We start from the raw sequence: 24,740 nt of genomic DNA, 5'->3' as shown, positions 1-24,740 counted from the left end.
CCGTGCGAAGGACCGGATGCGATACCGCCCGGGCCTCGGCAGCGCGTATTCGGGAGAAACCTGCCCGTGAACCTCCTCGTCAGCTTCTCCCCCTTCGCCGTCTTCGCCGTCCTTCTCCATGTCGGCTATCCCCAGGCGGGGATGTGGGCCGGCGCGGCGGCGGCCTGCCTGCTCATCTTGCGCGACCGCCTGATCCTCGGCCGGTCCCTCAAGATCCTCGAACTCGGCACGATGCTGCTGTTCGGCGCGCTCGCGCTGTACACGGCCGCGACGGGGACGGTTTGGACCATCCCGGCGGTGCGCCTCGTCGTCGATGGCGGTCTTCTCGCGATCGTGCTGGCCTCGCTCGCGATCGGACAGCCCTTCACGCTCCAATATGCCCGCGAGAGCGTGCCCGCCGAGCGGTGGCAATCGGCCGGCTTCATGGAGACGAACCGGCGCATCACCCTCGTCTGGGCCGCCGCCTTCGCCGTCCTCGTCGCGGCCGATGCCGCGATGATCTACCTGCCGCAGATCCCACAGCGGCTCGACATCGTCGCGACCGTGCTCGCGCTGGTCTGGGCCTACAAATACACGATGCGCGCATCGCGGGAGCCGCGGCCCTGAGCAGGAGCGCGGCGGCTCCGTAAGGAGGGGAACATGTCCGAGGTGCTCGTCGTCGGCGCCGGCCCCGTGGGGCTGACCCTCGCCGCGGAACTCGCCCGGCACGGCGCGCGCCCGCGGATCATAGACCGGGCGCCGAGCCCCTCGCCCTATTGCCGCGCCATCGGCGTCACCCCGCGCACGCTCGAGATCTTCGAGGACATGGGCGTCGCGCGCGACATGACGGAGGCCGGGCTGTGGCTGACGGGCCTGCGCTCGATCGTCGGCGGTGCGGCCCGCGACGCGATGAAGCCCGATCTCGGCCTCCCCTATGCCGAACTCGGGCTGCCGCAATACGAGACCGAGCGGATCCTGACGCGCCACCTCGCGCGGCTCGGCATCGCCGTCGAGCGCGGCGTGGCGCTGTCCGGGCTTCGCCAGGACGACGAGGGGGTCTCGGTCACGCTGTCGGGACCGGAGGGCGCGAGCGAGACCGCCCGGTTCCGCTATGTCGTCGGCTGCGACGGGGCTCACAGCGCCGTGCGCCACGCGCTCTCCATCGGTTTCGAAGGCGAGGCCTATCCCTGGCCCTTCATGCTGGGCGATGTGCGGATCGACTGGGACCTGCCCTACGGAATGGCCCTGCGCGCGCTGCGGCTCGTCGAAGGCGGCCCGCCCGACATGTTCATCGCCATCCCGCTGCCGGAGAAGGGCCGCTACCGCGTCTCGATGCTGGCGCCCGCGGGCTCCGCTTCGGGCGGCTCCGATCACGGCATCCAGGACGAGCTGCCGGGCCCGTCCCTCACCGACCTCCAGGCCGTGGCCGACGATCTCGTTCCCGAGAGGCCGCGCCTGTCGGACCTGCGCTGGTCCTCGCTCTACCGGATCAGCATGAGGCTCGCCGCAAACTACCGCGTCGGCCGCGCCTTCATCGCGGGCGACGCGGCGCATATCCACCCGCCGACCGGCGGGCAGGGGATGAATACGGGGATCGGCGACGCCTACAACCTCGCCTGGAAGCTCGCCCGCGTCCTCCGCGGCGAGGCGCCGGCCGCCCTGCTCGACAGCTACGAGGCCGAGCGCCGGCCGGTCGGGGCCGCCGTCGTCGCGCGGACCCAGGCGGCGAGCGAATCCTATGGCCGCGAAGGCGGCGGATCGCCGAGCCGAGCCGCCGATTCGCAGGTCGACATCACCTATCGCGGCACGCCCTTCGTGTCGGACGAGGGCGATCCGGATGCGCCCGGCCCCCGGGCCGGCGACCGCGCGCCCGATGCCGGCGGACTCCGGCGCCACGGCATCGGCTTCCCGCTCCGGCTCTTCGACCTCCTGCGCGGCACGGACGACGTCGTGCTGGTGCAGACGGGAGCGGATGTCGCGGCAGCCGAGCACGACGAGATCGTCGCCTGGGCCGCCGAGGCGGAGCGGGGCCGGGCCGTCCGCATCGTCGTCGTCACGCCCTCGCTCCGGCCCGAGCCCCTCTTCGTGTCGGATGCCGGCGGCGCCTTCGCGTCCGCCTATGGCAGCGGGCGCGCGGCCTACCTGATCCGTCCCGACGGGCACATCGCCTGGCGAGGGCGCTCCTGGCGCGATGAGGGAATTCGGGCCCGAGCGATGCCGGCGGACTGATCGCGAGCGCCGCCCGCTGGCGGTGCGGCGCGTCTCAGCCGGCGCGCAGGCGATCCCGGAGTGGGGTCGCCTCTTCTCCGAAGAAGGCAATGCTGTTCGGGCCCGCCGCCTTCGCCGCGTAGAGCGCCGAATCCGCCTCCGCGAACAGCGCCGTGGCCCGGCGGCCGGCCAGGGGGGAAACGAGCGTCACGCCGATCGAGCAGGCCATATCGAGGCGGATCCCGTTCCAGACGAAGGGACGCCGCAACTCGGCCGCCGCCCGATCGAGGATGCGTCCGATCCGGGCGCGCCCGAGCGGCGCCGGCAGCAGGACGGCAAATTCGTCGCCGCCGATGCGCGCGATGAGCGACGCCCCTCCCGGCACGCCGCCCAGCACGCGGCGAAGCCGCATCGCGGTCTCGCACAGGCACGCATCGCCGGCGAGATGCCCGAACCTGTCGTTGATCGGCTTGAAACGGTCGAGATCGATCAGGAGGAGCGCTGAGACGAAGCCGTGATGGAGCGTGTCGTCCACGACGGCCTTGTAGCGCGCATCGAAGACCGCGCGATTGGGCAGGCCGGTCAGAGCGTCGCGCTCCGCCATCGCCTTGAAGCGCTCCAGCGCCGCCCGATCCGCCGTGATGTCCTGCTTGCCGCCGAAGATGCGGACGACCCGGCCGCCCTCGATCTCCGCCTCGACCGAGAGCCGCATCCAGCGATCCTCGCCGCGATAGGTCCTGATCCGAGCGTCGATGACGAAGCCCTGGCCGCTCCGGATCGCCTCGGCGCGCATGCGCTCCATGTCCCGCCGGGATTCGTCGAGATAGAAGCCGAGGGTCGCCCGCCGCTCGAGCGGCAGGTCGGTGGGGTAATCGAAGATGGCATGGACGCCCGCCGTCCATGTCAGCCGCTCGGTGGCGAGATCGCATTCCCACGCACCGAAACGGGCGAGCCGCGACGCCCGGTCGTAGAGGGATGCGCGCCGCTCCGCGGAAGCGGGATCGCCACCGGACGTCACGGGGTCTCGATCGGCTCTTGGAACGTGAGGCGCATGCCGCGTGTCTATGTGCCCATCTCCTAACCCGACGTTTCCGCCGCACGCTCGATCTGCGGGTCCCCTATTCCGCCGCCGCCCCGTAGGGCACGTTCTTGCGGCCGTAGCGGCGCACGCGGACATTGGCCTGTTCGGCATGGCCGACGAAGCCCTCCAGCATGCACAGCCGCGAGCAGACCTCGCCGATCTTCGCCGAGGCCTCGTCGGTCAGGACGCGCTGGTAGGTGCAGGTCTTCAGGAACTTGCCGACCCAGAGGCCGCCGGTATAGCGCGCGCCCTTCTGCGTCGGCAGGGTGTGGTTCGTGCCGATGACCTTGTCGCCGTAGGAGACGTTGGTGCGCGGGCCGAGGAACAGCGCGCCGTAATTCGTCATCCGGTCGAGGAAGTAATCCGGGTGGCGGGTCATGACCTGGACGTGCTCGGAGGCGATGCGGTCGGCCTCGCGCACCATCTCGTCCTGGTCCTCGCAGACGATCACCTCGCCGCAATCCTCCCACGCCTTCCGCGCGACGGCTGCGGTCGGCAGGATGCCGAGCAGGCGCTCGATCTCGGCCATCGTGTCGCGGGCGAGGCTCTCGGAATTCGTCAGCAGGATCGCGGGCGAGGTCGGGCCGTGTTCGGCCTGGCCGAGAAGGTCGGTCGCGCAGATCTCGCCGTCGACCGAATCGTCGGCGATCACGAGCGTCTCGGTCGGGCCGGCAAGGAGGTCGATCCCGACCCGGCCGAAGAGCTGGCGCTTCGCTTCCGCCACATAGGCGTTGCCGGGCCCGACCAGCATGTCCACGGGCGCGATCGAGGCCGTGCCGAGCGCCATGGCGCCGACGGCCTGCACGCCGCCCATGCAGTAGATCTCGTCCGCGCCGGCGAGGTGCTGGGCCGCGACGATGGCGGCCGCGGGCTTGCCCTCGAAGGGCGGCGCGCAGGTCACGATCCGCTTCACCCCCGCGACCTTGGCGGTCACGACCGACATGTGGGCCGAGGCGAGGAGCGGGTACTTGCCGCCCGGCACGTAGCAGCCGACCGCGTTCACGGGGATGTTCTTGTGGCCGAGGACGATCCCCGGCAGCGTCTCCACCTCGACGTCGCGCAGGGCGTCCTTCTGGACCTGGGCGAAGTTCCGCACCTGGGCCTGGGCGAACCTGATGTCCTCGAGGTCCCGCTTCGAGAGCTGCGCGACGCAGGCGTCGATCTCGTCGCGCGAGAGGCGGTAATCGTCCCGCTCCCAGCGGTCGAACTTCGCCGAGTACTCGCGCACGGCCTCGTCGCCGCGCTTGACGATATCGTCGAGGATGCCCTCGACCGTCGCCCGGACGGCGGCATCCTGCTCCGCCACCACGGCCGCCTCGCGTCCCCGCTTCAGCCAACGCGCCATTCGATCCTCCCGTTCGGCCCGCGGGCCGGTTCACGTCGCTCTAGCATTGGGGCGGGCGAGGCGTGAAGGCGGGCGACGAGGTTACAGCAGTCGCTGTCGGTCGCGCCGGCCGTGAATGGAGCGGAGGATTTCGACGCCGCCCGGAGCTTGGCAATCGAGGCGCCAGGTTGACGTTGCACGCTTATCGTATAGACGATACGAATGATCTTCGTGATCGACGAACCCAAGCGGCTCGCGAACCTCGCGCGCCACCACATCGACCAGAACGATGTGGCGACGGATTTCGACTTCGATGCGGCGCTGATCGTCCCGACCTATCCGAGCCGCGTCACCGGCCGTGTCCGGATCATGGCGATCGGCCCGATGGCGGCCCACGGTATCGTCGTGGTCGTGTTCTCGCCGCTGGGCAGCGAGGCCATCGGCCTCGTCAGCGTCCGGCCCGCGAGTACGAAAGAAAGGGCTCTCTATGAGCAACGCTGAGAAGGCTGCCCCCGACAAGGCGCAAGGCTACACGGACGAAGACCTCGCCGAGGTCGAAGACAGCCCCGAATGGACGGCCGAGGATTTCGCCGCGGCCAAGCCCTTCGCCGAGGTCTTCCCGGATCTAGCCGCCTCGATCAGGCGGACGCGGGGCAAGCAGAAGGCGCCCACGAAAGTCGCCGTCGGCATCCGCCTGTCGGCCGACGTCGCCGAGCACTACCGCAAGTCGGGCCGCGGTTGGCAGACACGCGTCGACGACATCCTGCGCAAGGCGGCAGGTCTCTAAACGGCCGGCCGCGACGGTCTCACCCCAGCGCTGCGATCGCGACCTCCAGCGAGTCCCGCCATGGCGGCGGCACGATCCCGTAGGCCGCGCGCAGCTTCTCCGTCGACAGGCGGGAATTGGCGGGGCGGCGGGCCGGCGTCGGGTATTCGGCCGTGGTGATCGGCACGATCCGGGCGGAGGGGCCGCCGCGGGCCGCGGAGGCGGCCATGATGGCCTCGGCGAAGCCGGCCCAGGTCGCATCGCCCTCGCCCACGAAGTGGAAGGTGCCGGAGGGCGCGTCCGGCTCGGCGATCTGGCGCAGGACGATGGTGCGGCTCGCCGCCGCGAGATCGGCCGCGAAGGTCGGGCAGCCCTGCTGGTCGGCGACGACGCGGAGCTCGTCACGGTCGCCCGCGAGGCGCAGCATGGTGCGCAGGAAGTTGCTGCGGTGCGGGGAGACGACCCAGGCCGTCCGCAGGATCGCGTGTCGCGGATTGGCCGTCCGCACGGCCTGCTCGCCGCCCTCCTTCGAGGCTCCGTAGACGCTGATCGGCCCCACCGGATCGTCCTCGACATAGGGCTCCGGCTTGTCGCCCGCGAAGACGTAGTCGGTCGACAGGTGCAGGATCGGCGCGCCGGCCTCGGCCGCCGCCTTGGCGAGGATGGCCGGGGCGAGGGCGTTCGCCGCCCAGGCGGCCGCGACGTCGCTCTCCGCCTTGTCGACCGCCGTGTAGGCTCCGGACGAGATGATCGCCGCCCAGGGGCGTGCCGCCGCGACGCGCGCCACGGAAGTCGGATCGGCGAGGTCGAGTTCGTCGCGGCCGGGCGCGTGAAGCCGCACGCCGTCGGGCCAGGATTGCCGCAGCAACTCGATCCCGACCTGCCCCGTTCCGCCCGTCACCAGGATGTCCATGGTCAAGCCCCTCTGTTCGATCGGGTCACACATCGTGGCAGGCCCGGCTCCTCACCCTCTCCTGGAGGGGGGCGACGGCGAAGCCGGCGGGGTGGGTGAAGCCACCTGTCCTCATCGCCATCGTCTTTGATGCGGAGACCCCGCATCACCCCACCCCGGACCTGCGGTCCGACCCTCCCCCTCCAGGGGAGGGTGGGCCGTCTCAGCCGGCGGCCTTGAGGCCGAGGCGCTCGCCGCCGTACTGGCCGGCCTGGATGGCGCGCCACCAGGGTTCGTTGGCGAGATACCACGCGACCGTCTTGCGGATTCCGGTGTCGAAGCTCTCGCGCGGCTCCCAGCCGAGTTCGTCGCGCAGCTTCGTCGCGTCGATGGCGTAGCGCAGGTCGTGGCCCGGCCGGTCGGCGACGAAGCCGATCTGCTCGGCATAGGAGCCGCCGCCGGCGCGCGGGCGGAGCTCGTCGAGCACGGCGCAGAGGGTCTTGACGACCTCGAGATTGGTGCGCTCGGCATTGCCGCCGACATTGTAGGTCTCGCCCGGCTTTCCGGCCTCGAAGACCCGGCGGATGGCGCGGACATGGTCCTCGACGAAGAGCCAGTCGCGGACGTTCTCGCCGGTGCCGTAGACGGGCAGGGTCTCGCCGGCCAGCGCCTTCAGGATCACCAGCGGGATCAGCTTCTCGGGGAAATGATACGGCCCGTAATTGTTCGAGCAGTTCGTCGCGACGACCGGCAGGCCATATGTGTGGTGCCAGGCCCGCACGAGATGGTCGGAGCCCGCCTTCGAGGCCGAATAGGGCGAGCGCGGGTCGTAGGGCGTCGTCTCGACGAAGAAGCCCTCGGCGCCCAGCGAGCCGAAGACCTCGTCGGTCGAGACGTGGTGGAAGCGGAAGGCGTCGCGGCGCTCGGGGCTGAGCGTCTTCCAATGCGCCGTCGCGGCCCGCAGCATGCGGTAGGTGCCGACGATGTTGGTCTCGATGAAGGCGTCCGGCCCGTCGATCGAGCGGTCGACATGGCTCTCGGCGGCGAGATGGACGACGATGTCCGGATCGAATTCGCCGAAGATCCGCGCCAGCGCGTCGGCATCGCAGATATCGGCCTGCACGAAGGAATAGCGCGGATCGCCCGAGACCTCCTCGACGGAGGTGAGCGTGCCGGCATAGGTCAGCTTGTCGAGGTTCAGCACCCGATAGGAGCTCTCCCGGACGAGGTGGCGCACGAGGGCCGAGCCGATGAAGCCGGCGCCGCCGGTGACGAGGATACGGGACGTCATGCGGTCTCCTTACCGGTCGGCCGGTTTCAATCGAGCCGGTCGGGCAGCGGATGCCCGTCATAGGGGAAGGGGCTGTCGAAATCCGCGAGCGTCGGCAGCGCGCGGTCCTTGTCCGACAGGACGGGATCGACACCCGGCAAAGGCCAGTCGATCCCGGCGCCCTCGAAGCGGATGCCGCCGTCGCAATCGGGCGCGTAGTAATCGGTCACCTTGTAGACGACCTCGCTGTCGGCCTCGAGCGTGACGAAGGCATGGGCGAAGCCCGCCGGGACCCAGAGCTGGTGCCCGTTCTCGGCCGAGAGCTCGGCGGCGAGGAAGCGGCCATAGGTCGGCGAGCCCTGCCGGACGTCGAGCGCGTAATCCATGATCCGCCCGGCGGTGCAGCGCACGAGCTTGCCCTGCGCGTGCGGGGGGGTCTGGAAATGCAGTCCCCGCAGGGTCCCCGCAGGCCGCGACAGCGAATGGTTGTCCTGCACGAACTCGACGTCGATGCCGCGTTCGGCGAGGGCGCGCCGGCTATAGGTTTCCATGAACCAGCCGCGTGGATCGGCGAACCGGCGGGGCTTCAGCAGGACGACTGACGACAATCGAGCGATCTCCGCGATGCGCGGAGGTCTAGGCGAAGCACAAGGCTCCGCCAAGGGGGCCTTGGCGTCGCGCCTCCGGTGCGGCGGCCCGCAGGCCCCGAGCGGGTGCCGCAACGGCCAAGCTGAAACCGAACGGAACCCCGAACGTTCCGGACAGCCGAGGTTCATCGAGGTTTCCTAGGATCCCGTCCGATCGGCCAACCCTTCCGGACGTCTTCGACATCTCCGCATGGCCGTGTCGAGGGGTCCGCGAAGCAGAAAGCGAGACCATGATCACGAACCGACTCCCGTCGACCATCCGCTCGAACCTCCGGCGCAGCCTGCTGGCCGGCAGCGTCCTGCCCGCCATGGTCCTGGCCGCGATGCCCGCTTTCGCGCAGCCGGCGCCCCGCGCGGGCGAGGATCGCCCCGAGCCGCGCCGCGAACGTCCGGAGCCGCGCCAGGCCCCCGCGCAGCGTCCCGACGCCCCGCCCCGCGCCGCCCAGCCCGAGCGGGCGGAACCCCGGGCAGCGCCCGCCCAACGTCCCGAACCGCGGCCCGAGCCGCGCGCCCCCCGCCCGGAGGCGCCGGCTGCCCGCGCGGCGCAGCCGGAGAGGCCCGAACCTCGCCAGGCGCCCACCCGCCCTCAGCCCGAACGGCCGGAGCCCCGTCAGACGCCGCCCGTGCAGAAGCCCGAAGCGCCCCCCCGGGCAGCTCAGCCCGAACGGCCTCAACCGCGCCCGACGGCACCGACCCAGAAGCCGGAGACCCCGCCGCGCGCGACGCAACCCGAGCGACCCGAGCGGCCCGAGCCGCGCCCGACATCGCCGGGAGCGAAGCCCGAGGCACCACCTGCCCGTGGCGGCGCTCAGCCCGAGCGGCCCGAGACCCGACCGGTCGCACCGACGCAGAAGCCCGAGGCGCCGCCTGTCCGCGGGACGCAGCCCGACCGGCCCGACACGCGACCGGCCCCGCCGACCCAGAAGCCCGAGGCGCCGCCTGTCCGCGGGACGGATGACCGCCGGGATCCCCGCCCCGGGACGCGGGACGATCGGGACGGCCGTCCGGGTGCGAGGGACGACCGCGACCGCCGGCCCGAGACACGCGATCCTCGGGACACACGGCCCGAGACGGATCGCGACCGGCGCGATCCCCGCGACCGCGACCCCCGCGACCGTGATCCGCGCGACCGTGACGGCCGTGACCGCGACCCGCGGGACCGCGATGGCCGTGACCGCGATCCGAGGGACCGTGATCCAAGGGACCGTGATCCGCGTGACCGCGATGCGCGCGACACGCGGCCCGCGCCGCGCGGCATCGACGATCTGCGGCGCGACCGGCGCGAGAGCCGGGAGGGAGACCGCACCATCATCCGGGAGCCGGGAGGCCGGACCATCATCCGCGAGGGTGGCCGGACCATCATCCGCAACGACGATTACGACCGCTTCCGGCGGGGACCCGGCGACCGTTTCGAGCGGCGCGGCCGCGAGACGGTCTATTACACGCAGCGGCCGGGCGGCTATTCGATCGTGACCTATGTGGATGACAGCGGGCGGCTCATCCGGCGCTCCCGCCGGGGGCCGGACGGCCGCGAGGTGATCATCATCGACAACCGTCCGCGCGGCCCGGCGCGGCCCGGCGGCTATTTCGTGCCGCTGCCGCCGCCGGTCATGTCGATCCCGCGCGAGCGCTACATCGTCGACATGGAAGGAGCGGGCTACGACGACGTCTACGGCGCCCTGACCGCGCCTCCCGTCGAGCGGCTGCAGCGGCGCTATACGCTGGACGAGGTTCGCTACAGCCCGGACGTCCGGGCGCGGATGCCGCGCGTCGACGTCGACACGGTGACCTTCGAGACCGGCTCCTGGCAGCTCGGCCCCAACGAGGTCGCTCGCCTCGAGGTCATCGCCCGCGCGCTGAAGGCGGCGATCCAGCGTGATCCGAAGGAGGTGTTCCTGGTCGAGGGACATACCGACGCGGTCGGCAGCGACGAGGACAACCTCTCGCTCTCGGATCGCAGGGCGGAATCGGTCGCGGTCGCCCTGCAGGACCAGTTCGGCGTCCCGCCGGAGAACCTGACCACCCAGGGCTATGGCAGCCAGCAGCTCAAGGTCCAGACGGGCGGAGCCGAGCGCGCCAACCGCCGCGTCACGCTCCGTCGCATCACGCCCCTGCTGGAGGGCGGCGGCGCGCCGGCTCCGGCTCCGGCGCCGCGCCGCTGAACGACCGGTCGGGCGCCCCTCGAGGCGCCCGGCCGGCATCGATGGAACGGACCGCGCCCTCGTTCGGGGCGCGGACCGGTCAGCCGATCAGGCGCCGATACTCGGCCTCGGGAACGCCGTAGGAACCCTGGGCCGCATCTTCCAGCTTGGCGCGATCCAGGATCTCGATCGACCCCCGGCGCGAGCGGATCATGCGGCCCCCCTCCAACACGTGAAGCGCGACCGTGACGCCCGGGCGGCGGACGCCGAGCATGTGCGCGAGGCTCTCGTGGGTCAGCATGATCTCGTTGCCGTCGATCCGGTCATGCGCCATCAGCAGCCAGCGTGCGAGGCGCGCCTCGACCGTCTGGCGCGCATTGGCGCGCCCGGTCTCGGCGATCTGGGCCGTGAAGATCTGCGCATAACGCAGGATCGTCATCCGGACGGATGCGCTCTCGTCGAGGATGCGGATGAACGCCTGCGCCGGGCAGCGATAGGCCGCTCCGGAGCGCTGGGCGACGATGCGGAACGGCGTCTCGGCCACCCCCAGCGCGACGGAGATGCCAGCCATGCCGTCACGTCCGATCATGGCAACCTCGATCTGATCGCGTCCCGCCCGGCCCGACAGGCAGGAGAGGAGGCTGCTCTCCACGAAATAGACCTGCTCGATCGGTCGGCCGGACTCGTGCAGCACTTCGCCAGAACCGAAATGGACGAGGTTCGACGCGGCGAGCAGGCCGTCCCGCTCCTCCCGTGCGAGAGCGGCGAGAAGCTGATTGCGCACGTGTAGCTCGGCCATGTCGGAATCCGTACCCAAGGGGCCGTTGGATAGGGATGTCGGCATGCCTGAGCCCTCAACTTTGTTAAGTTTCCAACGCATTGGCACAGAAGACGTTCGACCGAGCGCCGGGCGGATACGAACGAGGCCGGAGGGCCGAGGTTCCCGTCCGAATGGCGGATGCTGCCGACGCCCCTCGAGCCCATCGACGACGTGCCGCGAGGATGCGGGCGGATGCATCATGGACCGCCCGCGACGGGGAGTGCGCGCCGGCTCGCCGCCGGGCCAACGAGGCCCAGGTCATCGGCGCATTAGCGCAAGTCCGGGTGGCTATTTTCCAGTTTAAACTTGTTCCAAACAATAGTTGAGCCGCACTGCGAGCCTTTGGCGCGGCGCACAATCGGATTTGACGCAAGTATTGTGGAGAGAGTAAGTCGCGCCCTTGGGCTCACGAATGCGATGGCTGCGGATTGGCGCGGCGCATCAGGCGGGACTATGAGCGAGTTGCCTCCATCATCGACCGACATCCGAAACTGCAGCGGGCCGCGCGCTCGTCCCGCGACCGGTCGCTTGCCGACAGTCCCCAAACGCCGCCTGATCTCTGTTCTCTCCTCGCTCGTTGCAGCGGGCCTCTGGCTCGCGGCCTCCTCGGCCATGGCGCAGGCACCGGCCTCGCCCGATCCCGCAGGGGCGCCCGCCGGCACGGCCGCACCCACGCCCGCCGCGCCGTCTCCCGCGACACCTTATCCTGCCGCACCGCTCCCCTCCGCCCCTGACGCGGCTCCGCAGCCGGCAGCGGCGCCCCTCGGCGGCGGATCCGCACAGGGTTCGCCCGCGCCCTCCTCTCCGCCCGCAGCCGAGCCGTCGGTAGCGGCGCCGGCGAGCCCTGCGGAGCCTGCGGCACCGGCCGCAGCGGCACCCGCCTCCGAAGCGGCGCGGCCGATCGCGCCCACGAAGCATTCAGGCGAATTGTCGGCCTGGTCCATGTTCATGGATGCCGACATCGTCGTGAAGGCGGTCATGGTCGGCCTCGCCTTCGCCTCGGTGCTGACCTGGACGATCTTCCTCGGCAAGTTGGCGGAGCTCGCCCTCGCCCAGGCGCGGCTGAAAAAGGCGATCAAAGGCCTCGAGGAGTGCAGGACGCTGCCCGAAGCCCAGCTCATGATGGGCAAGCGGCGCGACGTGACCGCGATCCTCGTCCAGCAGGCGGCGCAGGAGGTGCGGCTCTCCTCCGACGTCCAGGGCGAGGCGGGGCTCAAGGAGCGCGTCGCCTCCCGCTTCGGCGAGGTCCAGAAGACGGAAGGCCGGCTCATCCGCCGCGGCATGGGCCTGCTCGCCACGATCGGCTCGACCTCGCCCTTCGTCGGCCTGTTCGGCACGGTCTGGGGCATCATGAACAGCTTCATCGGCATCGCGAAGTCGCAGACGACCAATCTCGCGGTCGTCGCGCCCGGCATCGCCGAGGCCCTGCTCGCGACCGCGATCGGCCTCGTCGCGGCCATTCCGGCGGTGATCGTCTACAACCACTTCGCCCGCTCGACGAAGGGCTATCTCGACGGGGTCGGCCGGGCGGCCGGAGCCGTCGGCCGCATCCTGTCGCGCGATCTCGACCGGGCTCGGGGGGCGCAGTCCTCACGCGCCCACGCGGCGGAGTAGGGCATGGGCGCGTCCCTCGGCGAAGGCTCCGGCGACGACGACGATTTCGCCGAAGCCCACGAGATCAACGTGACGCCGTTCATCGACGTCATGCTGGTGCTCCTGATCATCTTCATGGTCGCCGCGCCGCTCTCGACGGTCGACCTGCCGATCGACCTGCCGACCTCGACAGCGCAGCCGACGAAGAAGCCGGACAAGCCGATCTACGTCAGCATCAAGTCCGATCTCGCGGTCCATCTCGGCGAGACCCCGGTGAAGCGGGTCGACCTCGTGCGGGACCTCGACCGCTCGGGCACCGGCGCGAAAGATCGTCGCATCTTCCTGCGTGCCGACAAGGCGGTGCCCTACGGCGAGCTCATGAGCGTCCTCGAAGTCCTGCGTGCGGGAGGCTATCTGAAGGTCGCTCTGGTCGCGCTGGAAGGCGTGCCCGAAGCCGCCGCGACGCCGGCAGGCGCCGCGCCCCCCGCGTCGCCGCCTGCCGCGAAACCCGCTCCCTGAGGGTCGACCCCATGGCCGAGCCATCCACCGCCTATAATCGGCGCCGCAGCCGGACCGCTGTCCTCTGGGCCGGAGCCTTCCTGCTGGCGCTCGGTATCCACGCCGCCGCCATCGCCGCCGCCGTCCGCGACATGAACTCGGTCGAGGCGGACGACGAGGACGGTGCGCCGGCCATCGAGATCGGCATCGAGCTGACCTCGACCCGGAACGACCAGACGGACCTGCCGCCGGGGCCGGAATCGGAGGCCTCGGAAGCCTCGACGGCCCAGGTCGAGCAGACGGCCGTGACCGAGAAGACCAACCTGCCGCAGGACACCCCGGTCGAAAGCGACGACCCGGACCGCGTCGTGACGACCGACACGCCGGAGAAGCCGAAGGAGGAGGAGGAGCCGACCCCGACGGCGCGCCCCTCGACCGCCTCGCAGGAATCGGTCGCCGCCGAGGCCACCGCCCCGCCCACGATCGACAAGGCGTCCGAGGCGCCGAAATCCACCGCGCCCGTCCAGGGAACCGGATCCAGCACGAGCCGTGTCGTCGCCACCTGGCATCGGCGGCTGAGCCGCCATCTCGACCGCAACAAGCGCTATCCGGGCGGCGCCAAGCACAGCCTGCAGGAGGTCACGGTCTCCTTCACGATCGACCGCACCGGCAAGCTCATCACCTCGAGCGTCGTGAAGAGCTCCGGAGAGGCCGCCTTCGACGAGGCCGCCCTCGCGATGCTGCGCCGCGCCGACCCGCTGCCGGCGCCTCCCCCGGTCATGGCCGACGAGGGCCTGACCTTCACCCTGCCGGTCCACTTCAAGGGCGCCAGGGGCTGATCGGCAGCGCGCGGCATTTCCCGCCGCGGCCGCGGCTCCGCTTGCAGTTCGGCTGCGGCTGCGGCAGTGGGGCCTGATCGCCGGGCTCCGACCGGCCCTCTTCCCAGGACCTCACGGATGTCTCTCAGCCTGTCCCTCCTGTCGCGCGCCGGCCTCGTCGCGCTCGCCGCCGCGCTCGCCGGCCCCGTCTCGGCGCAGTCGCCGGCCAAGGCCCCGGCCGCGGCGCCGGCCCCCGCCGCAGCGCCGGCCAAGGTCGATCCGAACACGGTGATCGCGCGGGTCGACGGAGAGCCCGTGACCGAGGGCGATCTCGCCATCGCGGCCGAGGATCCCGCCCTCGCCCTGCCCGGCACAGATCCGGCCCAGAAGCGCGAGATCCTCATCGGCTACGTGATCGATCTGAAGCTCGGCGCCAAGGCCGCCGAGGCGAAGAAGATCGGCGAGACGGATGCGTTCAAGAAGCGCCTCGCCTATCTGCGCCAGAAGCTGCTGGTCGACGATTACATCGAGGATCAGACGAAAGCCGCGGCGACGCCCGAGGCCGCGCGCAAGCTCTACGAAGAGACCGCCAAGCAGATGAAGCCCGAGGAGGAGGTGCGCGCCCGCCACATCCTGGTCGAGGACGAGGACGAGGCGAAGAAGGCCTATGCCCGCGTCAAGGGCGGCGAGGATTTCGCCAAGGTGGCCGACGAGCTGTCGACGGATCCCGGCTCCAAGAAGGATGGCGGCGATCTCGGCTTCTTCACGAAGGAACGCATGGTCGCGCCCTTCGCCGAAGCAGCCTTCAAGATGAAGCCCAACGAGATCTCCGAGCCGGTGAAGAGCCAGTTCGGCTGGCACGTCATCCAGGTCCTGGAGCGGCGGACCAAGCCCGTTCCGACCTTCGAGGAGATGCGCGAGCAGATCGACCAGTATCTCACCCGCCGGGCCCAGCAGGACGTGGTCCTCGGCCTGCGCAAGAGCGGCAAGATCGAGCGCCTCGACAAGCCGGCAGGCGGCACACCGCCCGCACCGTCTCAGCCGAAGTAATCAGACGGCGACATCTTCGCGCGGACGTCGTTTCATGCAACAGCCTCTCGTCGGACCCCGGAAAAGCCGGGGCGAAACGAGGGAACGTCCATGGAACGTCGTCACGTCCTGAAAGCCGGGGCGCTGGGGCTGGCCGCGAGCGCGGTCGCCGCTCCGGCCATTGCGCAATCCTCGCCGGAAATCCGCTGGCGACTGTCCTCGACCTTCCCGAAATCACTCGACACCCTCTACGGCGCCTCCGAAACCTTCGCCCGCATCGTGTCCGAGACGACGGACGGCAAGTTCCAGATCCAGCCCTTCGCGGCGGGTGAGATCGTCGGGATGCCGCAGGCGCTCGACGCCGTCTCGAACGGCACCGTCGAGATGATCCACGGCCCCGGCTACTACTATGTCGGCAAGGATCCGACCCTCGCCCTCATGGCCGACGTTCCCTTCATGATGAATGTCCGCCAGCGCCTCGCCTGGATGCATGTCGGCGGCGGCCAGGACCTGATCAACGACTACGTCGCGAAGTTCAACGTCTACACGATCCCCGGCGGCAATACCGGCACGCAGATGGGCGGCTGGTTCCGCAAGGAGATCAAGACGCTCCAGGACCTCCAGGGCCTGAAATTCCGCATCGCCGGCCTCGCCGGGCAGGTCCTCGCCAAGCTCGGCGCGGTGCCGACGCAGATTCCGGGCGGCGACATCTATCCGGCCCTGGAGCGCGGCACGATCGACGCGGCCGAATGGGTCGGGCCCTATGACGACGAGAAGCTCGGCTTCGCCAAGGTCGCGCCGTTCTACTATTATCCGGGCTTCTGGGAGGGCGCACCGAACGTCCATTTCTGGATCGGCAAGGAGAAGTGGGAAGCCCTGCCGAAGAGCTACAAGGAAATCGCCAAGGTCGCCGCCTCGCATGCGGGCATGGAGCTGACGGCGAAATACGACGCCCGCAACCCCGCGGCCCTTCGTCGGCTGGTGGCGGCCGGTGCGCAGTTGCGCCCCTTCAGCCAGGAGATCCTGGACGCGGCCTTCAAGGCCTCGAACGAGATCTACGACGATCTCTCGGCGAAGAACCCCGACTTCAAGAAGATGTACGACAGCCTGCGCTCCTTCCGGAACGAGGAATATCTCTGGTTCCAGGTCGCCGAATACACCTTCGACAACTACATGATCCGCTCGCGGGTCGCGACCTCCGGCCGCTGAGGGACGGGCGGCGCAGCCCTTCGCCGACATGCCCCTGTCGCATGGACGCACTAACTCCCGCCGTGACGACACGGCGGGAGCGATGCGATGGCGACGCGGCGGGGTCTGATGCAAGGTGCGGCCGGGGCGGCCCTGGTCGCGCCGTTGATGGGGTTCGGGACGGCGCGGGCGCAGACGAGCGGCGCGCCGGCCGTCCGCTTCGGCGCGATCGCCGACCCGCAATACGCCCCGGTCGCCCCGCGCCGGACGCGGTTCTACGGCAATTCGCTCTGGAAGCTCGACGCCGCCATCGCCGAGCTGAACAAGGCCGATCTGCAATTCTGCGTCACGCTCGGCGACATCATCGACCGGCACTGGGAAAGCTTCTCGCACATCCTGCCGATCTATGACCGGCTGCGGCACCCGAACGTGCTCGTGCTCGGCAACCACGACTACGAGGTCGGCGCCGACTGGCTGGGCTCCGTGCATCGCGCGACGGGGCTGAAGAAGCCGTATTACGACTTCGCGGCCGGCGGGCTCCGCTTCATCGTCGTCGACGGGAACGACGTCTCGCTCTTCGCCAACGCACCCGGTTCGGACAAGCACAAGCTGGCCCAGGAGACGCTCGACCGCCTCACCCGCGACGGCGCGATCAACGCCAAGCGCTGGAACGGCGGCATGAGCGAAGAGCAGATCACCTATCTCAAGACGACGCTCGCCGATGCCAAGACCAAGGGCGAACGGGTCGTCGTGTTCGGCCATTACCCGGTCTATCCGGCGAACGAGCACAATATGTGGGGCTGGCAGGACTTCGTCGAGCTTCTGGCGGGCCACGACAACGTGCTCGCCTATTTCTGCGGCCACAACCACGTCGGCAATTACGGCGAGCGGGCCGGCATCCACTTCGTGAACCTCAAGGGCATGGTCGAGACGCCCGACACGACGGCCTTCTCGATCGTCGAGATCCAGGGCGATCGGCTCGACCTCAAGGGTTTCGGCCGCGAGGAATCGCGCAGCTTCAAGCTTCGCGCGGGCGCCTGATGGCAGCTCGTGCCCGCAGCGCGGGATCGGGTGCTGCCGCTCGCACGCCGGCTCAGGCGTTAACCACCTGTGAACCTTGCGCTCGACAGCGCCGCCGCGCTGAGGTTTCCTGTCGTCAGTTTCTGGATGCCTCTTGGCCGGCGCGGGTTCTCCGTCGCCGGCCTTTTCTTGCGCGGACATCGTCGCGCTCCCACCCCTGCGGCAAGGGCGGGAGTTGACCCGGCGCGCGCGCGATCCCATGAGACGGGGACGCACAACGCTCGCTTCGGCAGAGCATGCGTCCGGCGCGACCTTGCGCCCTCTTCCCCTCCCGACCCAGGAGTGTCACCCAGAATGAGCCAAAGCCAGCGGGATTGGCCTTTGCACGGCAAGATCAGCGGTCCGATCGTGATGATCGGCTTCGGATCGATCGGCCGCGGAACGTTGCCCCTGATCGAGCGGCACTTCGAGTACGACAAGGATCGCCTCGTCGTCATCGATCCGTCCGATGCAAACCGCAAGCTGCTCGACGAGCGCGGCATTCGCTTCATCCAGGCGGGCCTGACGCCCGACAATTACCGCGAGCTCCTGACTCCCCTCCTGACGGCCGGCGGCGGCCAGGGCTTCTGCGTCAACCTCTCGGTCGACGTCTCCTCGCTCGCGATCATGGAGCTCTGCCGCGAGATCGGCTCGCTCTATGTCGACACGGTCATGGAGCCCTGGCTCGGCTTCTACTTCGACAAGTCGGCCGGCCCCGAGGCGCGGACCAACTACGCCCTGCGCGAGACGCTGCTCGCCGCGCGGCGCCGCAATCCCGGCGGCACGACGGCGATCAATTGCTGCGGCGCCAATCCGGGCATGGTCTCCTGGCTGGTCAAGCAGGCGCTCGTGAACCTCAAGGCCGATCTCGGGATCGACGGCCCCGAGCCGACGGACCGCGAAGGCTGGGCCGCCCTGATGCGGAAGGCCGGCGTCAAGGGCATCCACATCGCCGAGCGGGACACCCAGCGGGCCAAGACCCCGAAGCCGCAGCAGGTCTTCGTGAACACCTGGTCGGTCGAGGGCTTCGTCTCCGAAGGATTGCAGCCGGCGGAAATGGGCTGGGGCACCTTCGAGCCGTGGATGCCGGAGAATGCGCGCGGCCATAAGGAGGGCTGCGGGGCCGGGATCTTCCTGCTTCAGCCGGGCGCCGACACCCGCGTCCGCTCCTGGACGCCGACCGCGAAGGCCCAGCACGCCTTCCTCGTCACGCACAACGAATCGATCTCGATCTCCGACTACTTCACGGTGCGGGGCGAGGACGGGACCGTCGCCTACCGGCCGACCTGCCATTACGCCTATCATCCCTGCAACGACGCCGTGCTGTCGCTGCACGAGATGTTCGGCCAGGCGGGCGTGCAGCAGCCGACCTGGCACATCCTCGAGGAGGACGAGATCGTCGACGGCATCGATGAGCTCGGCGTCCTGCTCTACGGGCACGACCGGAACGCCTATTGGTACGGCTCGCAGCTCTCGATCGAGGAGACGCGGCGCATCGCACCCTATCAGAACGCAACCGGTCTCCAGGTCACCTCGGCCGTGCTCGCCGGGATGGTCTGGGCTCTCGAGAACCCGGATGCCGGCATCGTCGAGGCGGACGATATCGACTATCGCCGCTGCCTCGAGGTGCAGATGCCCTATCTCGGCCCCGTCATCGGCCAGTACACGGACTGGACGCCGCTGACCGACCGGCCGGGCTTCTTCCCCGAGGACATCGATCCGAACGAGCCCTGGGCCCTCCGCAACACGCTGGTGCGGGTCTAGGCCCTTCCGTGCTAGGGTCTGGGCGGAGCTGAGCTCATGTCCCAGGCCCTCGCCAAGCGACCGCATCTCTCGGTCGCCGATTTCATCGAGATGATCCGGCCGTTCCCGGACGAGGAGCGGTGGGAGTTGCTCGACGGCGAGCCCGTCCTGATGGCGCCGCAGACGGAGCGCCATCAGACGGTGGTCATGAATCTTCTGCGACGGATCGACGGGCTGGCCGCCCGGAGAGGATGCCGCGTCCTGCCTGGCCTCGGCCTCCTCAACGAGAACATCGACGATTACGCGCCGATCCCCGACGTGGTCGTGCGGTGCGGGCCGCCTGTGGAGGGCGGCTATGCGAAGGACCCGGTCCTCCTCGCCGAGGTGCTGTCGCCCTCGACCATGAGCAACGACCGCGGCCGCAAGCTCGATTTCTACCGCACCATCGCGTCGCTGCGCACGATCCTCGTCGTCTATCAGGACGAGGCGAGGATCGAGGCCTGGCAGCGTGAAGGGGCAGACTGGCGCCATGCCGTGCTCAAGGACCCGGCGGCGATCCTGCCCCTGCCCGAACTCGGCGGCGACTTGCGCCTCGCCGACATCTACGAGGGCATCGGGCCGCTCATCTGACGTTCTGCGGCTTCGGCGCGTCTCCCATCCCGCTCCGGCGTGGCCTTCCAACGCCCCCTCCGGCATAAAGGGAGGGATCAGCGAGGGATGGAATGGACGCACTCTTCATCGGCCAGAGCTATATCGACGTGACCTTCCTCACGGGCGAAGAGCCGTTGCCCGTCGGCGACGAGAAGGTGGTCGCGCAGGATTATGCGATCTCCTTCGGCGGCAACGCGGTCACGGCGGCGTTCTGCTGCGCGAAGCTCGGCATCGCTCCGGATCTCCTCGCCTCGGTCGCCGACGATTGGCTGGGCCGCATGTTCGTCGACATGGCGGCGAAATACGGGATCTCGGTCCATCACCGGAAGGTGCGGGAATCCTCGCTCTCCTTCATCATGCCGAAAGGCGGCCGGCGCGCCATCGTGCGCTGCCGCGACGACGAGTATCTGCATCCGGTCCCCCCGCTCCACCTCGAAGGCTGCCGGGGGCTCCATCTCGACGGCCACCAGCCCGACGCCGCGATGCATTACGCGCGGGCCTGCCGGGAGGCCGGCATCCTGACCTCCCTCGACGGCGGCGGCCTCCGCGCCAACACGCACGACCTCCTCGCCTTCATCGACGTCGCCGTGGTCGCGGAGCGGCTCTGCGAGCAGATGGAGCTGACCCCGGCCGAGATGCTGGACTATCTGCGCGGCCGGGGCTGCGCCATCGGCGGCGTGACGCTCGGGGTCGACGGGATGGTCTGGTACGACGAGACCGGAACGCGCCGGCACCAGCCCGCCCTCGACGTGCCGGCGGGCCGCGTGGTCGACACGAACGGGGCCGGCGACATCTTCCACGGCTCCTACATGTATTCCGCCATGGCGCGTCCCGAACTGCCCTGGTCGGAGCATTTCGCCTTCGCCCGCGGCGCTTCGAGCCATGCCATCCAGCATCTCGGCAACGAGGCGAGCATTCCGAGCCTCGCGGATGTGGAGCGCGCGCGAGACAGCTTCGCCGAAAAGGTTCGGCAGGCGGCCTGACCCTGCCGCTCACCCCGGCCCAGGCCAGGGTCCAGCGTGGAGAAGGGGGCTACCCGGGATCCAGCCCCAGCGGCTTCAGGGGCGAGCCGACGAGCCCGCTCACCATGGCGGCCTGGATCACGGTCGCCGGCCAGAGACGGGAGGCCGGGCCGACGACGCGATCGCGCAGCAGCGGCAGCACCCGGCTGTCGGACTGGTAGACGGGCGTGAACAGGGCCGTCATCGCCTGGTACAGGCGCACGTGGCGGCGCCGCGCGCTCACCGCCCGCTCGAGCCCATCCGCGACGGCATCCGTCTCGCGCAGCCCCTTGGCGAGCGCGAAGGCGTCCATCAGCGCCATGTTCGCGCCCTGGCCGAGCTGCGGGCTCGCCGAATGCCACGCATCGCCGAGATGGATCAGGCCCGGCTGCGCCGGAGCCGCCACCGTGCGGTGGTGATAGCGCGCCGGGGTGAGTTGGTCGGGCCCGGCGATCTGGTCCAGCAGCGCGCCGGTCTCGGGCCAGAGGGTCAGGACCTCGGCCTTCCAGGCCTCGAGCCCGGCCCGGCGCCAGGCCTCGAGCCGGTCGAGCCGGATCGACCAGAAGAAGGCGGCCTGCGCGCCTTCCGCTCCCGGAGGCCGCCCGATCGGCAGGACGCCGACCATGACGCTCGCCCGCACATAGCGCTGGGCGAGCGCCGCCGGATCGAAGCCGGCGCCGTCAGGCCAGTCGAGGCTCGCCCAGAGCGCGCCATAGGCCAGGGCCGCGCCCGTCTTCGGCGCGAGCGGCGTGTTGCTGCCGAGCGCGTCGACGACGAGATCGAAAGGCCCCGCGCCGGTGCCGTCCGCGAACCGGAGCCGCCTGCGGCCGTCGCTCCCCGGCTCGGCCGCGACGATGGTGCGTCCCGTCTCGATCGGGATCGCTCCCGCCAGGACGGCCTCGTGCAGGATCGAGAACAGGGCCGCCCGGTGGATGCCGAGCCCGGCGCCCGCCTTCGGGCCAAGGGCGCTGTAGCGCACGTCGAGGACCGTGCGGCCCGACGGCCGCGCCTCCCCGATCAGGCGCTCGATCCGCGCCCCGGCCGCGAGGACCGGCTCGGCCAGCCCCATCGTCCGCAGGACCGCGAGGCCCGTCGGCTGGATCATGAGGCCCGAGCCGATCGGCCGCGGGACATCGAAGCGCTCGAAGAGCGTGACGCGATGGCCGTCGCGCGCGAGCATCAGGGCGGCCGACAGGCCTGCCGGCCCACAGCCGGCGACGGCGATCTCGTAGCGGCGCATGATCAGACGCGGCGCGACCGGACCGAAGGCGGGGCGTCGGGCCGCGAGAAGCGGAGCGGGCACGGGCGGGGCGTCATCGGACCCGCATAGACCGATTCCGCCCTGCGGACGAGGATCGGCCGCGACGCGGCTGTCAGCTCAAGACCCGCGCCGCCCAGCTCGCATGCGTCACACCCTGCTCGTGCCGCATGATCCGCGTGACGGTGTCGAGTTCGCTCGCGACGGCGGAGGTGCTGACGAGGGTGGCGACGAGCTCCGCATCCTCCTCCGTCTCGCGTTCGACCTTGATCTCGCGCACCGGGTAATCCGCCCTCGCCAAGGTCCGGGCGAGCGTCTCGCGCAGGGGCTCGACGAAATCGGCCGCGACCGTCGCCCGCACCTCGTAGGTCGCTTCCGCGAAGGCCCCGGCCAGCGGCGCCCGGTTGATCGCGTTGACGAGCGGCCTGAGCAGGGTGTTTCCGGCCAGGATGAAGAGCGCGACGAGGGCCGCATCGGCGAGACGGTCGGCCCCGGCGCAGGCTCCGATGGCCGCCGAGCCCCAGAGCGTCGCCGCGGTGTTGAGGCCGCGGATATTGGTGCCGTCCTTCATGATGACGCCGGCCCCGAGGAAGCCGACGCCCGACACGACGTAGGAGATGACCCTGACCGCGCCATCCGGACCGGTGAGGAGCATGGCGAGGTCGACGAAGGCCGCCGCGCCGACACAGACGAGAACCGTGGTGCGCAGACCCGCCGCCCGTTCCCGGTACTGCCGCTCGGCTCCGACGATGGTGCCGAGCACGAAAGCCGTCAGGAGGCTGATGAAGGTGTCGAGGAGCTGGAGCGCGTCGAAAGCCTGGATCGCTGCCATCGTCGTCGTCCCTCAGATGGGATCGGCCGCCCAGGCATAAGCCGGTCCGTGCCGCACCACCCGCCCCGTCGCGGGGAAGGCGAGATGCATCCCGGCGATCCGCGTCCCCTCGGCCGCGCATTCGGCGAAGACGCGCCCGCGCGTCCGCGCCGCCTCCTCGCCGTCGGTATCGAAGGCGATGGTCCAGTCGGGATGCGGAAACTGCACGGCGGCGACATGGACGATGTCGGCCCAGATGAAGAGATGCTCGCCGCCGCTCTCGATCCGGTATCCGGTCTGGCCGGGCGTATGGCCCGGCAGGGCGATCGCCGTCACGCCGGGCGCCACCTCGCGTCCCGCAGCGAAGGTCGTGGTGCGGCCCGCATAGGCGGCGAGCGCCTTGGTCGCGGTCGCCAGGGTCGCCGTCATGCGCTCGGGAATGCGGGAGGGCAGGTCCGGATCGCTCCAGAACGCCGCCTCGGCCTCCGCGAGCATCAGCTCGGCCTTGGGAAAGGCCGCGCCCGTCTCGGTGAAGAGACCGCCGGCATGGTCGCCGTGGAGATGCGTCATCAGCACGGCGTCGACGGCTTCCGGATCGAGGCCGGCCGCCGCCATGGCGGACACCAGATTGCCGGTCGCCGGGCCGCGCCAGGGCCCCGCACCGGCATCGACGAGATAGAGCCGGCCCGCCGTCCTGATCGCGAAGCAGTTGATCGCCGTGGGGAAGGGGCCGGGACCGAAGCCCGCATCGGCGCCGGGCTCGGACGCCGCGGGGAAGAGCGCCAGCGGCAGATCAAGCACGCCGTCCGGCAGGACGAAGACCTCGATCTCGCCCACCGCGAGGCGTCGGAACGAAGCGGAACCCGTCATGCCTCTCTCCCCCATCGGCCTCGGCGCGCGCGGCGCCCGTCTCAGCGCCGGATCAGGCCGACAATGTCCTTCACCTCGGCGATCGTGCGCTCGGCGATGGCCGAGGCGCGGCTCGCGCCGTCCGCCAGGACGGCATCGATATGGCCGGGATCCTTCATCAGCCGCGCCATCTCGGCCCCGATCGGCCCGAGCTTCTCGACCGCGAGGTCGACGAGCGAGGCCTTGAAGCCGGAGAACTGGGCACCGCCGAACTGGCGCAGCACCTCCGCCGGGGTCGTGTCGGAGAGCCCCGCATAGATGCCGACGAGGTTCTGCGCCTCGGCGCGCTTCTCGAGCCCGGCCTCCTCGGAGGGCAGGGGCTCGGGGTCGGTCTTCGCCTTGCGCACCTTCTGGGCGATACCGTCGGCATCGTCGGTGAGGTTGATGCGCGAATAGTCGGACGGATCCGATTTCGACATCTTCTTGGTGCCGTCGCGCAGCGACATCACCCGCGCCGCCGGGCCGCCGATCAGCGGCTCGGTGATGGGGAAATAGCCCGTCTCGCCGACGCCGTAGCCGCGAGCCGCGATCTGCTCCGAGAAATCGTTGTTGAACTTGATGGCGATGTCGCGCGTCAGTTCGAGATGCTGCTTCTGGTCCTCGCCGACCGGAACATGGGTCGCCTTGTAGAGGAGGATGTCGGCCGCCATCAGCGCCGGATAGGCGTAGAGGCCGACCGAGGCGTTCTCCCGGTCCTTGCCCGCCTTCTCCTTGAACTGCGTCATGCGGTTCAGCCAGCCGAGCCGGGCGACGCAGTTGAAGATCCAGGCAAGCTCGGCATGGCCCGCGACCTGGCTCTGGTTGAAGACGATGTGGCGAGCGGGGTCGATCCCGGAGGCGATGAAGGCCGCCGTCACCTCGCGCGTCTGCGCCGCGAGGTCCGGCTGGCTCAGCGTCGCGGTGATCGCATGCAGGTCGACGACGCAATAGATGCAGTCATGCGTCTCCTGCAGCGCCACGAAGCGGCGCACGGCGCCGAGATAGTTGCCGAGATGGAGATTCCCGGTCGGCTGCACGCCCGAGAAGACCAGCTCCTTGAATTCGCTCACGATGG

Annotated in this window: 24 protein-coding genes; 14 read left to right on the top strand and 10 right to left on the bottom strand. The window is 70.2% G+C overall.

Annotated elements, in window-relative coordinates:
• Nucleotides 1–66 precede the first annotated feature (66 nt).
• Entirely contained in the window at nucleotides 67–606 is a 540-nt protein-coding gene (locus EV668_RS21885; protein WP_133774171.1) for a hypothetical protein, read from the top strand.
• A 33-nt stretch (nucleotides 607–639) separates the two neighbouring features.
• Complete coding sequence (locus EV668_RS21880; protein ID WP_133774169.1) at nucleotides 640–2,208, top strand: FAD-dependent monooxygenase; 1,569 nt, start codon at nucleotides 640–642, stop codon at nucleotides 2,206–2,208.
• A gap of 34 nt (nucleotides 2,209–2,242) precedes the next feature.
• Here the strand turns inward: EV668_RS21880 and EV668_RS21875 are convergent, their stop codons facing one another.
• The gene (locus EV668_RS21875) at nucleotides 2,243–3,205 is read right to left on the bottom strand and encodes a GGDEF domain-containing protein (protein ID WP_245513347.1); all 963 of its coding nucleotides are present in this window, start codon (nucleotides 3,203–3,205) and stop codon (nucleotides 2,243–2,245) included.
• 100 nt (nucleotides 3,206–3,305) lie between these two features.
• Entirely contained in the window at nucleotides 3,306–4,613 is a 1,308-nt protein-coding gene (hisD, locus tag EV668_RS21870) for a histidinol dehydrogenase (protein WP_133774165.1), read from the bottom strand.
• Between the two features lie 201 nt (nucleotides 4,614–4,814).
• Between hisD and EV668_RS21865 the strand changes: the two genes are divergently transcribed.
• Together EV668_RS21865 and EV668_RS21860 are read left to right on the top strand one after the other, a co-directional pair.
• The gene (locus tag EV668_RS21865; RefSeq protein ID WP_133774163.1) at nucleotides 4,815–5,093 is read left to right on the top strand and encodes a BrnT family toxin; all 279 of its coding nucleotides are present in this window, start codon (nucleotides 4,815–4,817) and stop codon (nucleotides 5,091–5,093) included.
• The gene (locus tag EV668_RS21860; RefSeq protein ID WP_133774161.1) at nucleotides 5,080–5,379 is read left to right on the top strand and encodes a BrnA antitoxin family protein; all 300 of its coding nucleotides are present in this window, start codon (nucleotides 5,080–5,082) and stop codon (nucleotides 5,377–5,379) included. Before EV668_RS21865 ends, EV668_RS21860 begins: the two co-directional genes overlap by 14 nt.
• 19 nt (nucleotides 5,380–5,398) lie before the next feature.
• On the opposite strand, the gene rfbD is transcribed toward EV668_RS21860, so the two are convergent.
• The 3 genes from rfbD to rfbC form a co-directional block, all read right to left on the bottom strand.
• Nucleotides 5,399–6,271 carry a dTDP-4-dehydrorhamnose reductase gene (gene rfbD / locus EV668_RS21855; RefSeq protein ID WP_133774159.1) on the bottom strand — a complete coding sequence of 291 codons (873 nt, stop codon included), beginning with the start codon at nucleotides 6,269–6,271 and terminating at the stop codon, nucleotides 5,399–5,401.
• Nucleotides 6,272–6,473: 202 nt separating this feature from the next.
• Nucleotides 6,474–7,541: a dTDP-glucose 4,6-dehydratase gene (rfbB, locus tag EV668_RS21850; RefSeq protein WP_133774157.1), complete on the bottom strand. Its 1,068-nt coding sequence runs from the start codon at nucleotides 7,539–7,541 to the stop codon at nucleotides 6,474–6,476.
• 26 nt (nucleotides 7,542–7,567) lie between these two features.
• A complete protein-coding gene (rfbC, locus tag EV668_RS21845) occupies nucleotides 7,568–8,128 on the bottom strand; it encodes a dTDP-4-dehydrorhamnose 3,5-epimerase (RefSeq protein WP_245513346.1) in 561 nt (186 codons plus the stop codon).
• A 269-nt stretch (nucleotides 8,129–8,397) separates the two neighbouring features.
• On the opposite strand from rfbC, the gene EV668_RS25630 reads away from it, so the two are divergent.
• Nucleotides 8,398–10,329 (top strand): OmpA family protein, encoded by a 1,932-nt coding sequence (locus EV668_RS25630; protein WP_133774153.1) that lies wholly within the window; start codon nucleotides 8,398–8,400, stop codon nucleotides 10,327–10,329.
• A 79-nt stretch (nucleotides 10,330–10,408) separates the two neighbouring features.
• Here EV668_RS25630 and EV668_RS21835 read toward each other — a convergent pair whose 3' ends face one another.
• Entirely contained in the window at nucleotides 10,409–11,107 is a 699-nt protein-coding gene (locus tag EV668_RS21835; protein ID WP_166652587.1) for a Crp/Fnr family transcriptional regulator, read from the bottom strand.
• A gap of 948 nt (nucleotides 11,108–12,055) precedes the next feature.
• Between EV668_RS21835 and exbB the strand changes: the two genes are divergently transcribed.
• The 9 genes from exbB to EV668_RS21790 all read left to right on the top strand — a co-directional run bounded on the left by exbB (nucleotide 12,056) and on the right by EV668_RS21790 (nucleotide 20,690).
• On the top strand, nucleotides 12,056–12,742 hold the full coding sequence (gene exbB, locus EV668_RS21830) for a tonB-system energizer ExbB (protein ID WP_342636848.1): 687 nt from the start codon (nucleotides 12,056–12,058) through the stop codon (nucleotides 12,740–12,742).
• 3 nt (nucleotides 12,743–12,745) lie between these two features.
• A complete protein-coding gene (exbD, locus tag EV668_RS21825) occupies nucleotides 12,746–13,240 on the top strand; it encodes a TonB system transport protein ExbD (RefSeq protein WP_133774149.1) in 495 nt (164 codons plus the stop codon).
• 11 nt (nucleotides 13,241–13,251) lie between these two features.
• Complete coding sequence (locus EV668_RS21820; protein ID WP_133774147.1) at nucleotides 13,252–14,058, top strand: energy transducer TonB family protein; 807 nt, start codon at nucleotides 13,252–13,254, stop codon at nucleotides 14,056–14,058.
• A 117-nt stretch (nucleotides 14,059–14,175) separates the two neighbouring features.
• Nucleotides 14,176–15,087, top strand: a complete 912-nt coding sequence (locus EV668_RS21815; protein WP_133774145.1) for a peptidylprolyl isomerase — start codon at nucleotides 14,176–14,178, stop codon at nucleotides 15,085–15,087.
• Between the two features lie 90 nt (nucleotides 15,088–15,177).
• Nucleotides 15,178–16,275, top strand: coding sequence for a TRAP transporter substrate-binding protein (locus EV668_RS21810; protein ID WP_133774143.1), 1,098 nt, complete (start codon nucleotides 15,178–15,180; stop codon nucleotides 16,273–16,275).
• A gap of 87 nt (nucleotides 16,276–16,362) precedes the next feature.
• The gene (locus EV668_RS21805; RefSeq protein WP_133774141.1) at nucleotides 16,363–17,295 is read left to right on the top strand and encodes a metallophosphoesterase; all 933 of its coding nucleotides are present in this window, start codon (nucleotides 16,363–16,365) and stop codon (nucleotides 17,293–17,295) included.
• A 333-nt stretch (nucleotides 17,296–17,628) separates the two neighbouring features.
• Complete coding sequence (locus EV668_RS21800) at nucleotides 17,629–19,077, top strand: homospermidine synthase (RefSeq protein ID WP_133774139.1); 1,449 nt, start codon at nucleotides 17,629–17,631, stop codon at nucleotides 19,075–19,077.
• Nucleotides 19,078–19,113: 36 nt separating this feature from the next.
• The gene (locus EV668_RS21795) at nucleotides 19,114–19,686 is read left to right on the top strand and encodes a Uma2 family endonuclease (RefSeq protein ID WP_133774137.1); all 573 of its coding nucleotides are present in this window, start codon (nucleotides 19,114–19,116) and stop codon (nucleotides 19,684–19,686) included.
• A gap of 92 nt (nucleotides 19,687–19,778) precedes the next feature.
• The gene (locus EV668_RS21790; RefSeq protein ID WP_133774136.1) at nucleotides 19,779–20,690 is read left to right on the top strand and encodes a sugar kinase; all 912 of its coding nucleotides are present in this window, start codon (nucleotides 19,779–19,781) and stop codon (nucleotides 20,688–20,690) included.
• A gap of 49 nt (nucleotides 20,691–20,739) precedes the next feature.
• Here the strand turns inward: EV668_RS21790 and EV668_RS21785 are convergent, their stop codons facing one another.
• From EV668_RS21785 to trpS, 4 genes are all read right to left on the bottom strand, one after another.
• Nucleotides 20,740–22,011: an FAD-dependent oxidoreductase gene (locus EV668_RS21785; protein WP_245513345.1), complete on the bottom strand. Its 1,272-nt coding sequence runs from the start codon at nucleotides 22,009–22,011 to the stop codon at nucleotides 20,740–20,742.
• 70 nt (nucleotides 22,012–22,081) lie between these two features.
• Entirely contained in the window at nucleotides 22,082–22,798 is a 717-nt protein-coding gene (locus tag EV668_RS21780; RefSeq protein ID WP_133774134.1) for an MgtC/SapB family protein, read from the bottom strand.
• Nucleotides 22,799–22,810: 12 nt separating this feature from the next.
• Nucleotides 22,811–23,647: an MBL fold metallo-hydrolase gene (locus tag EV668_RS21775; protein ID WP_166652586.1), complete on the bottom strand. Its 837-nt coding sequence runs from the start codon at nucleotides 23,645–23,647 to the stop codon at nucleotides 22,811–22,813.
• Nucleotides 23,648–23,688: 41 nt separating this feature from the next.
• Nucleotides 23,689–24,735, bottom strand: coding sequence for a tryptophan--tRNA ligase (gene trpS, locus EV668_RS21770; RefSeq protein WP_133774130.1), 1,047 nt, complete (start codon nucleotides 24,733–24,735; stop codon nucleotides 23,689–23,691).
• Between the last annotated feature and the right edge of the window lie 5 nt (nucleotides 24,736–24,740).

This window comes from Enterovirga rhinocerotis (assembly GCF_004363955.1).
In the GTDB taxonomy this organism is placed as follows: domain Bacteria; phylum Pseudomonadota; class Alphaproteobacteria; order Rhizobiales; family Beijerinckiaceae; genus Enterovirga; species Enterovirga rhinocerotis.
The sequence above is the reverse complement of the archived record's forward strand: the minus strand, read 5'-3'. Positions and strand labels throughout refer to the sequence as shown.

Excerpts from the sequence above, each read along its gene's own strand:
- EV668_RS21865 (WP_133774163.1), top strand. The coding sequence starts at position 4,815 with ATGATCTTCGTGATCGACGAACCCAAGCGGCTCGCGAACCTCGCGCGC.
- EV668_RS21800 (WP_133774139.1), top strand. The coding sequence starts at position 17,629 with ATGAGCCAAAGCCAGCGGGATTGGCCTTTGCACGGCAAGATCAGCGGT.
- EV668_RS21815 (WP_133774145.1), top strand. The coding sequence starts at position 14,176 with ATGTCTCTCAGCCTGTCCCTCCTGTCGCGCGCCGGCCTCGTCGCGCTC.
- rfbD (WP_133774159.1), bottom strand. The coding sequence starts at position 6,271 with ATGGACATCCTGGTGACGGGCGGAACGGGGCAGGTCGGGATCGAGTTG.
- EV668_RS21880 (WP_133774169.1), top strand. The coding sequence starts at position 640 with ATGTCCGAGGTGCTCGTCGTCGGCGCCGGCCCCGTGGGGCTGACCCTC.
- rfbB (WP_133774157.1), bottom strand. The coding sequence starts at position 7,541 with ATGACGTCCCGTATCCTCGTCACCGGCGGCGCCGGCTTCATCGGCTCG.
- EV668_RS21780 (WP_133774134.1), bottom strand. The coding sequence starts at position 22,798 with ATGGCAGCGATCCAGGCTTTCGACGCGCTCCAGCTCCTCGACACCTTC.
- EV668_RS21860 (WP_133774161.1), top strand. The coding sequence starts at position 5,080 with ATGAGCAACGCTGAGAAGGCTGCCCCCGACAAGGCGCAAGGCTACACG.
- EV668_RS21835 (WP_166652587.1), bottom strand. The coding sequence starts at position 11,107 with ATGGCCGAGCTACACGTGCGCAATCAGCTTCTCGCCGCTCTCGCACGG.
- exbD (WP_133774149.1), top strand. The coding sequence starts at position 12,746 with ATGGGCGCGTCCCTCGGCGAAGGCTCCGGCGACGACGACGATTTCGCC.
- EV668_RS21810 (WP_133774143.1), top strand. The coding sequence starts at position 15,178 with ATGGAACGTCGTCACGTCCTGAAAGCCGGGGCGCTGGGGCTGGCCGCG.
- EV668_RS21805 (WP_133774141.1), top strand. The coding sequence starts at position 16,363 with ATGGCGACGCGGCGGGGTCTGATGCAAGGTGCGGCCGGGGCGGCCCTG.
- EV668_RS25630 (WP_133774153.1), top strand. The coding sequence starts at position 8,398 with ATGATCACGAACCGACTCCCGTCGACCATCCGCTCGAACCTCCGGCGC.
- EV668_RS21795 (WP_133774137.1), top strand. The coding sequence starts at position 19,114 with ATGTCCCAGGCCCTCGCCAAGCGACCGCATCTCTCGGTCGCCGATTTC.
- hisD (WP_133774165.1), bottom strand. The coding sequence starts at position 4,613 with ATGGCGCGTTGGCTGAAGCGGGGACGCGAGGCGGCCGTGGTGGCGGAG.
- EV668_RS21775 (WP_166652586.1), bottom strand. The coding sequence starts at position 23,647 with ATGACGGGTTCCGCTTCGTTCCGACGCCTCGCGGTGGGCGAGATCGAG.
- EV668_RS21790 (WP_133774136.1), top strand. The coding sequence starts at position 19,779 with ATGGACGCACTCTTCATCGGCCAGAGCTATATCGACGTGACCTTCCTC.
- EV668_RS21820 (WP_133774147.1), top strand. The coding sequence starts at position 13,252 with ATGGCCGAGCCATCCACCGCCTATAATCGGCGCCGCAGCCGGACCGCT.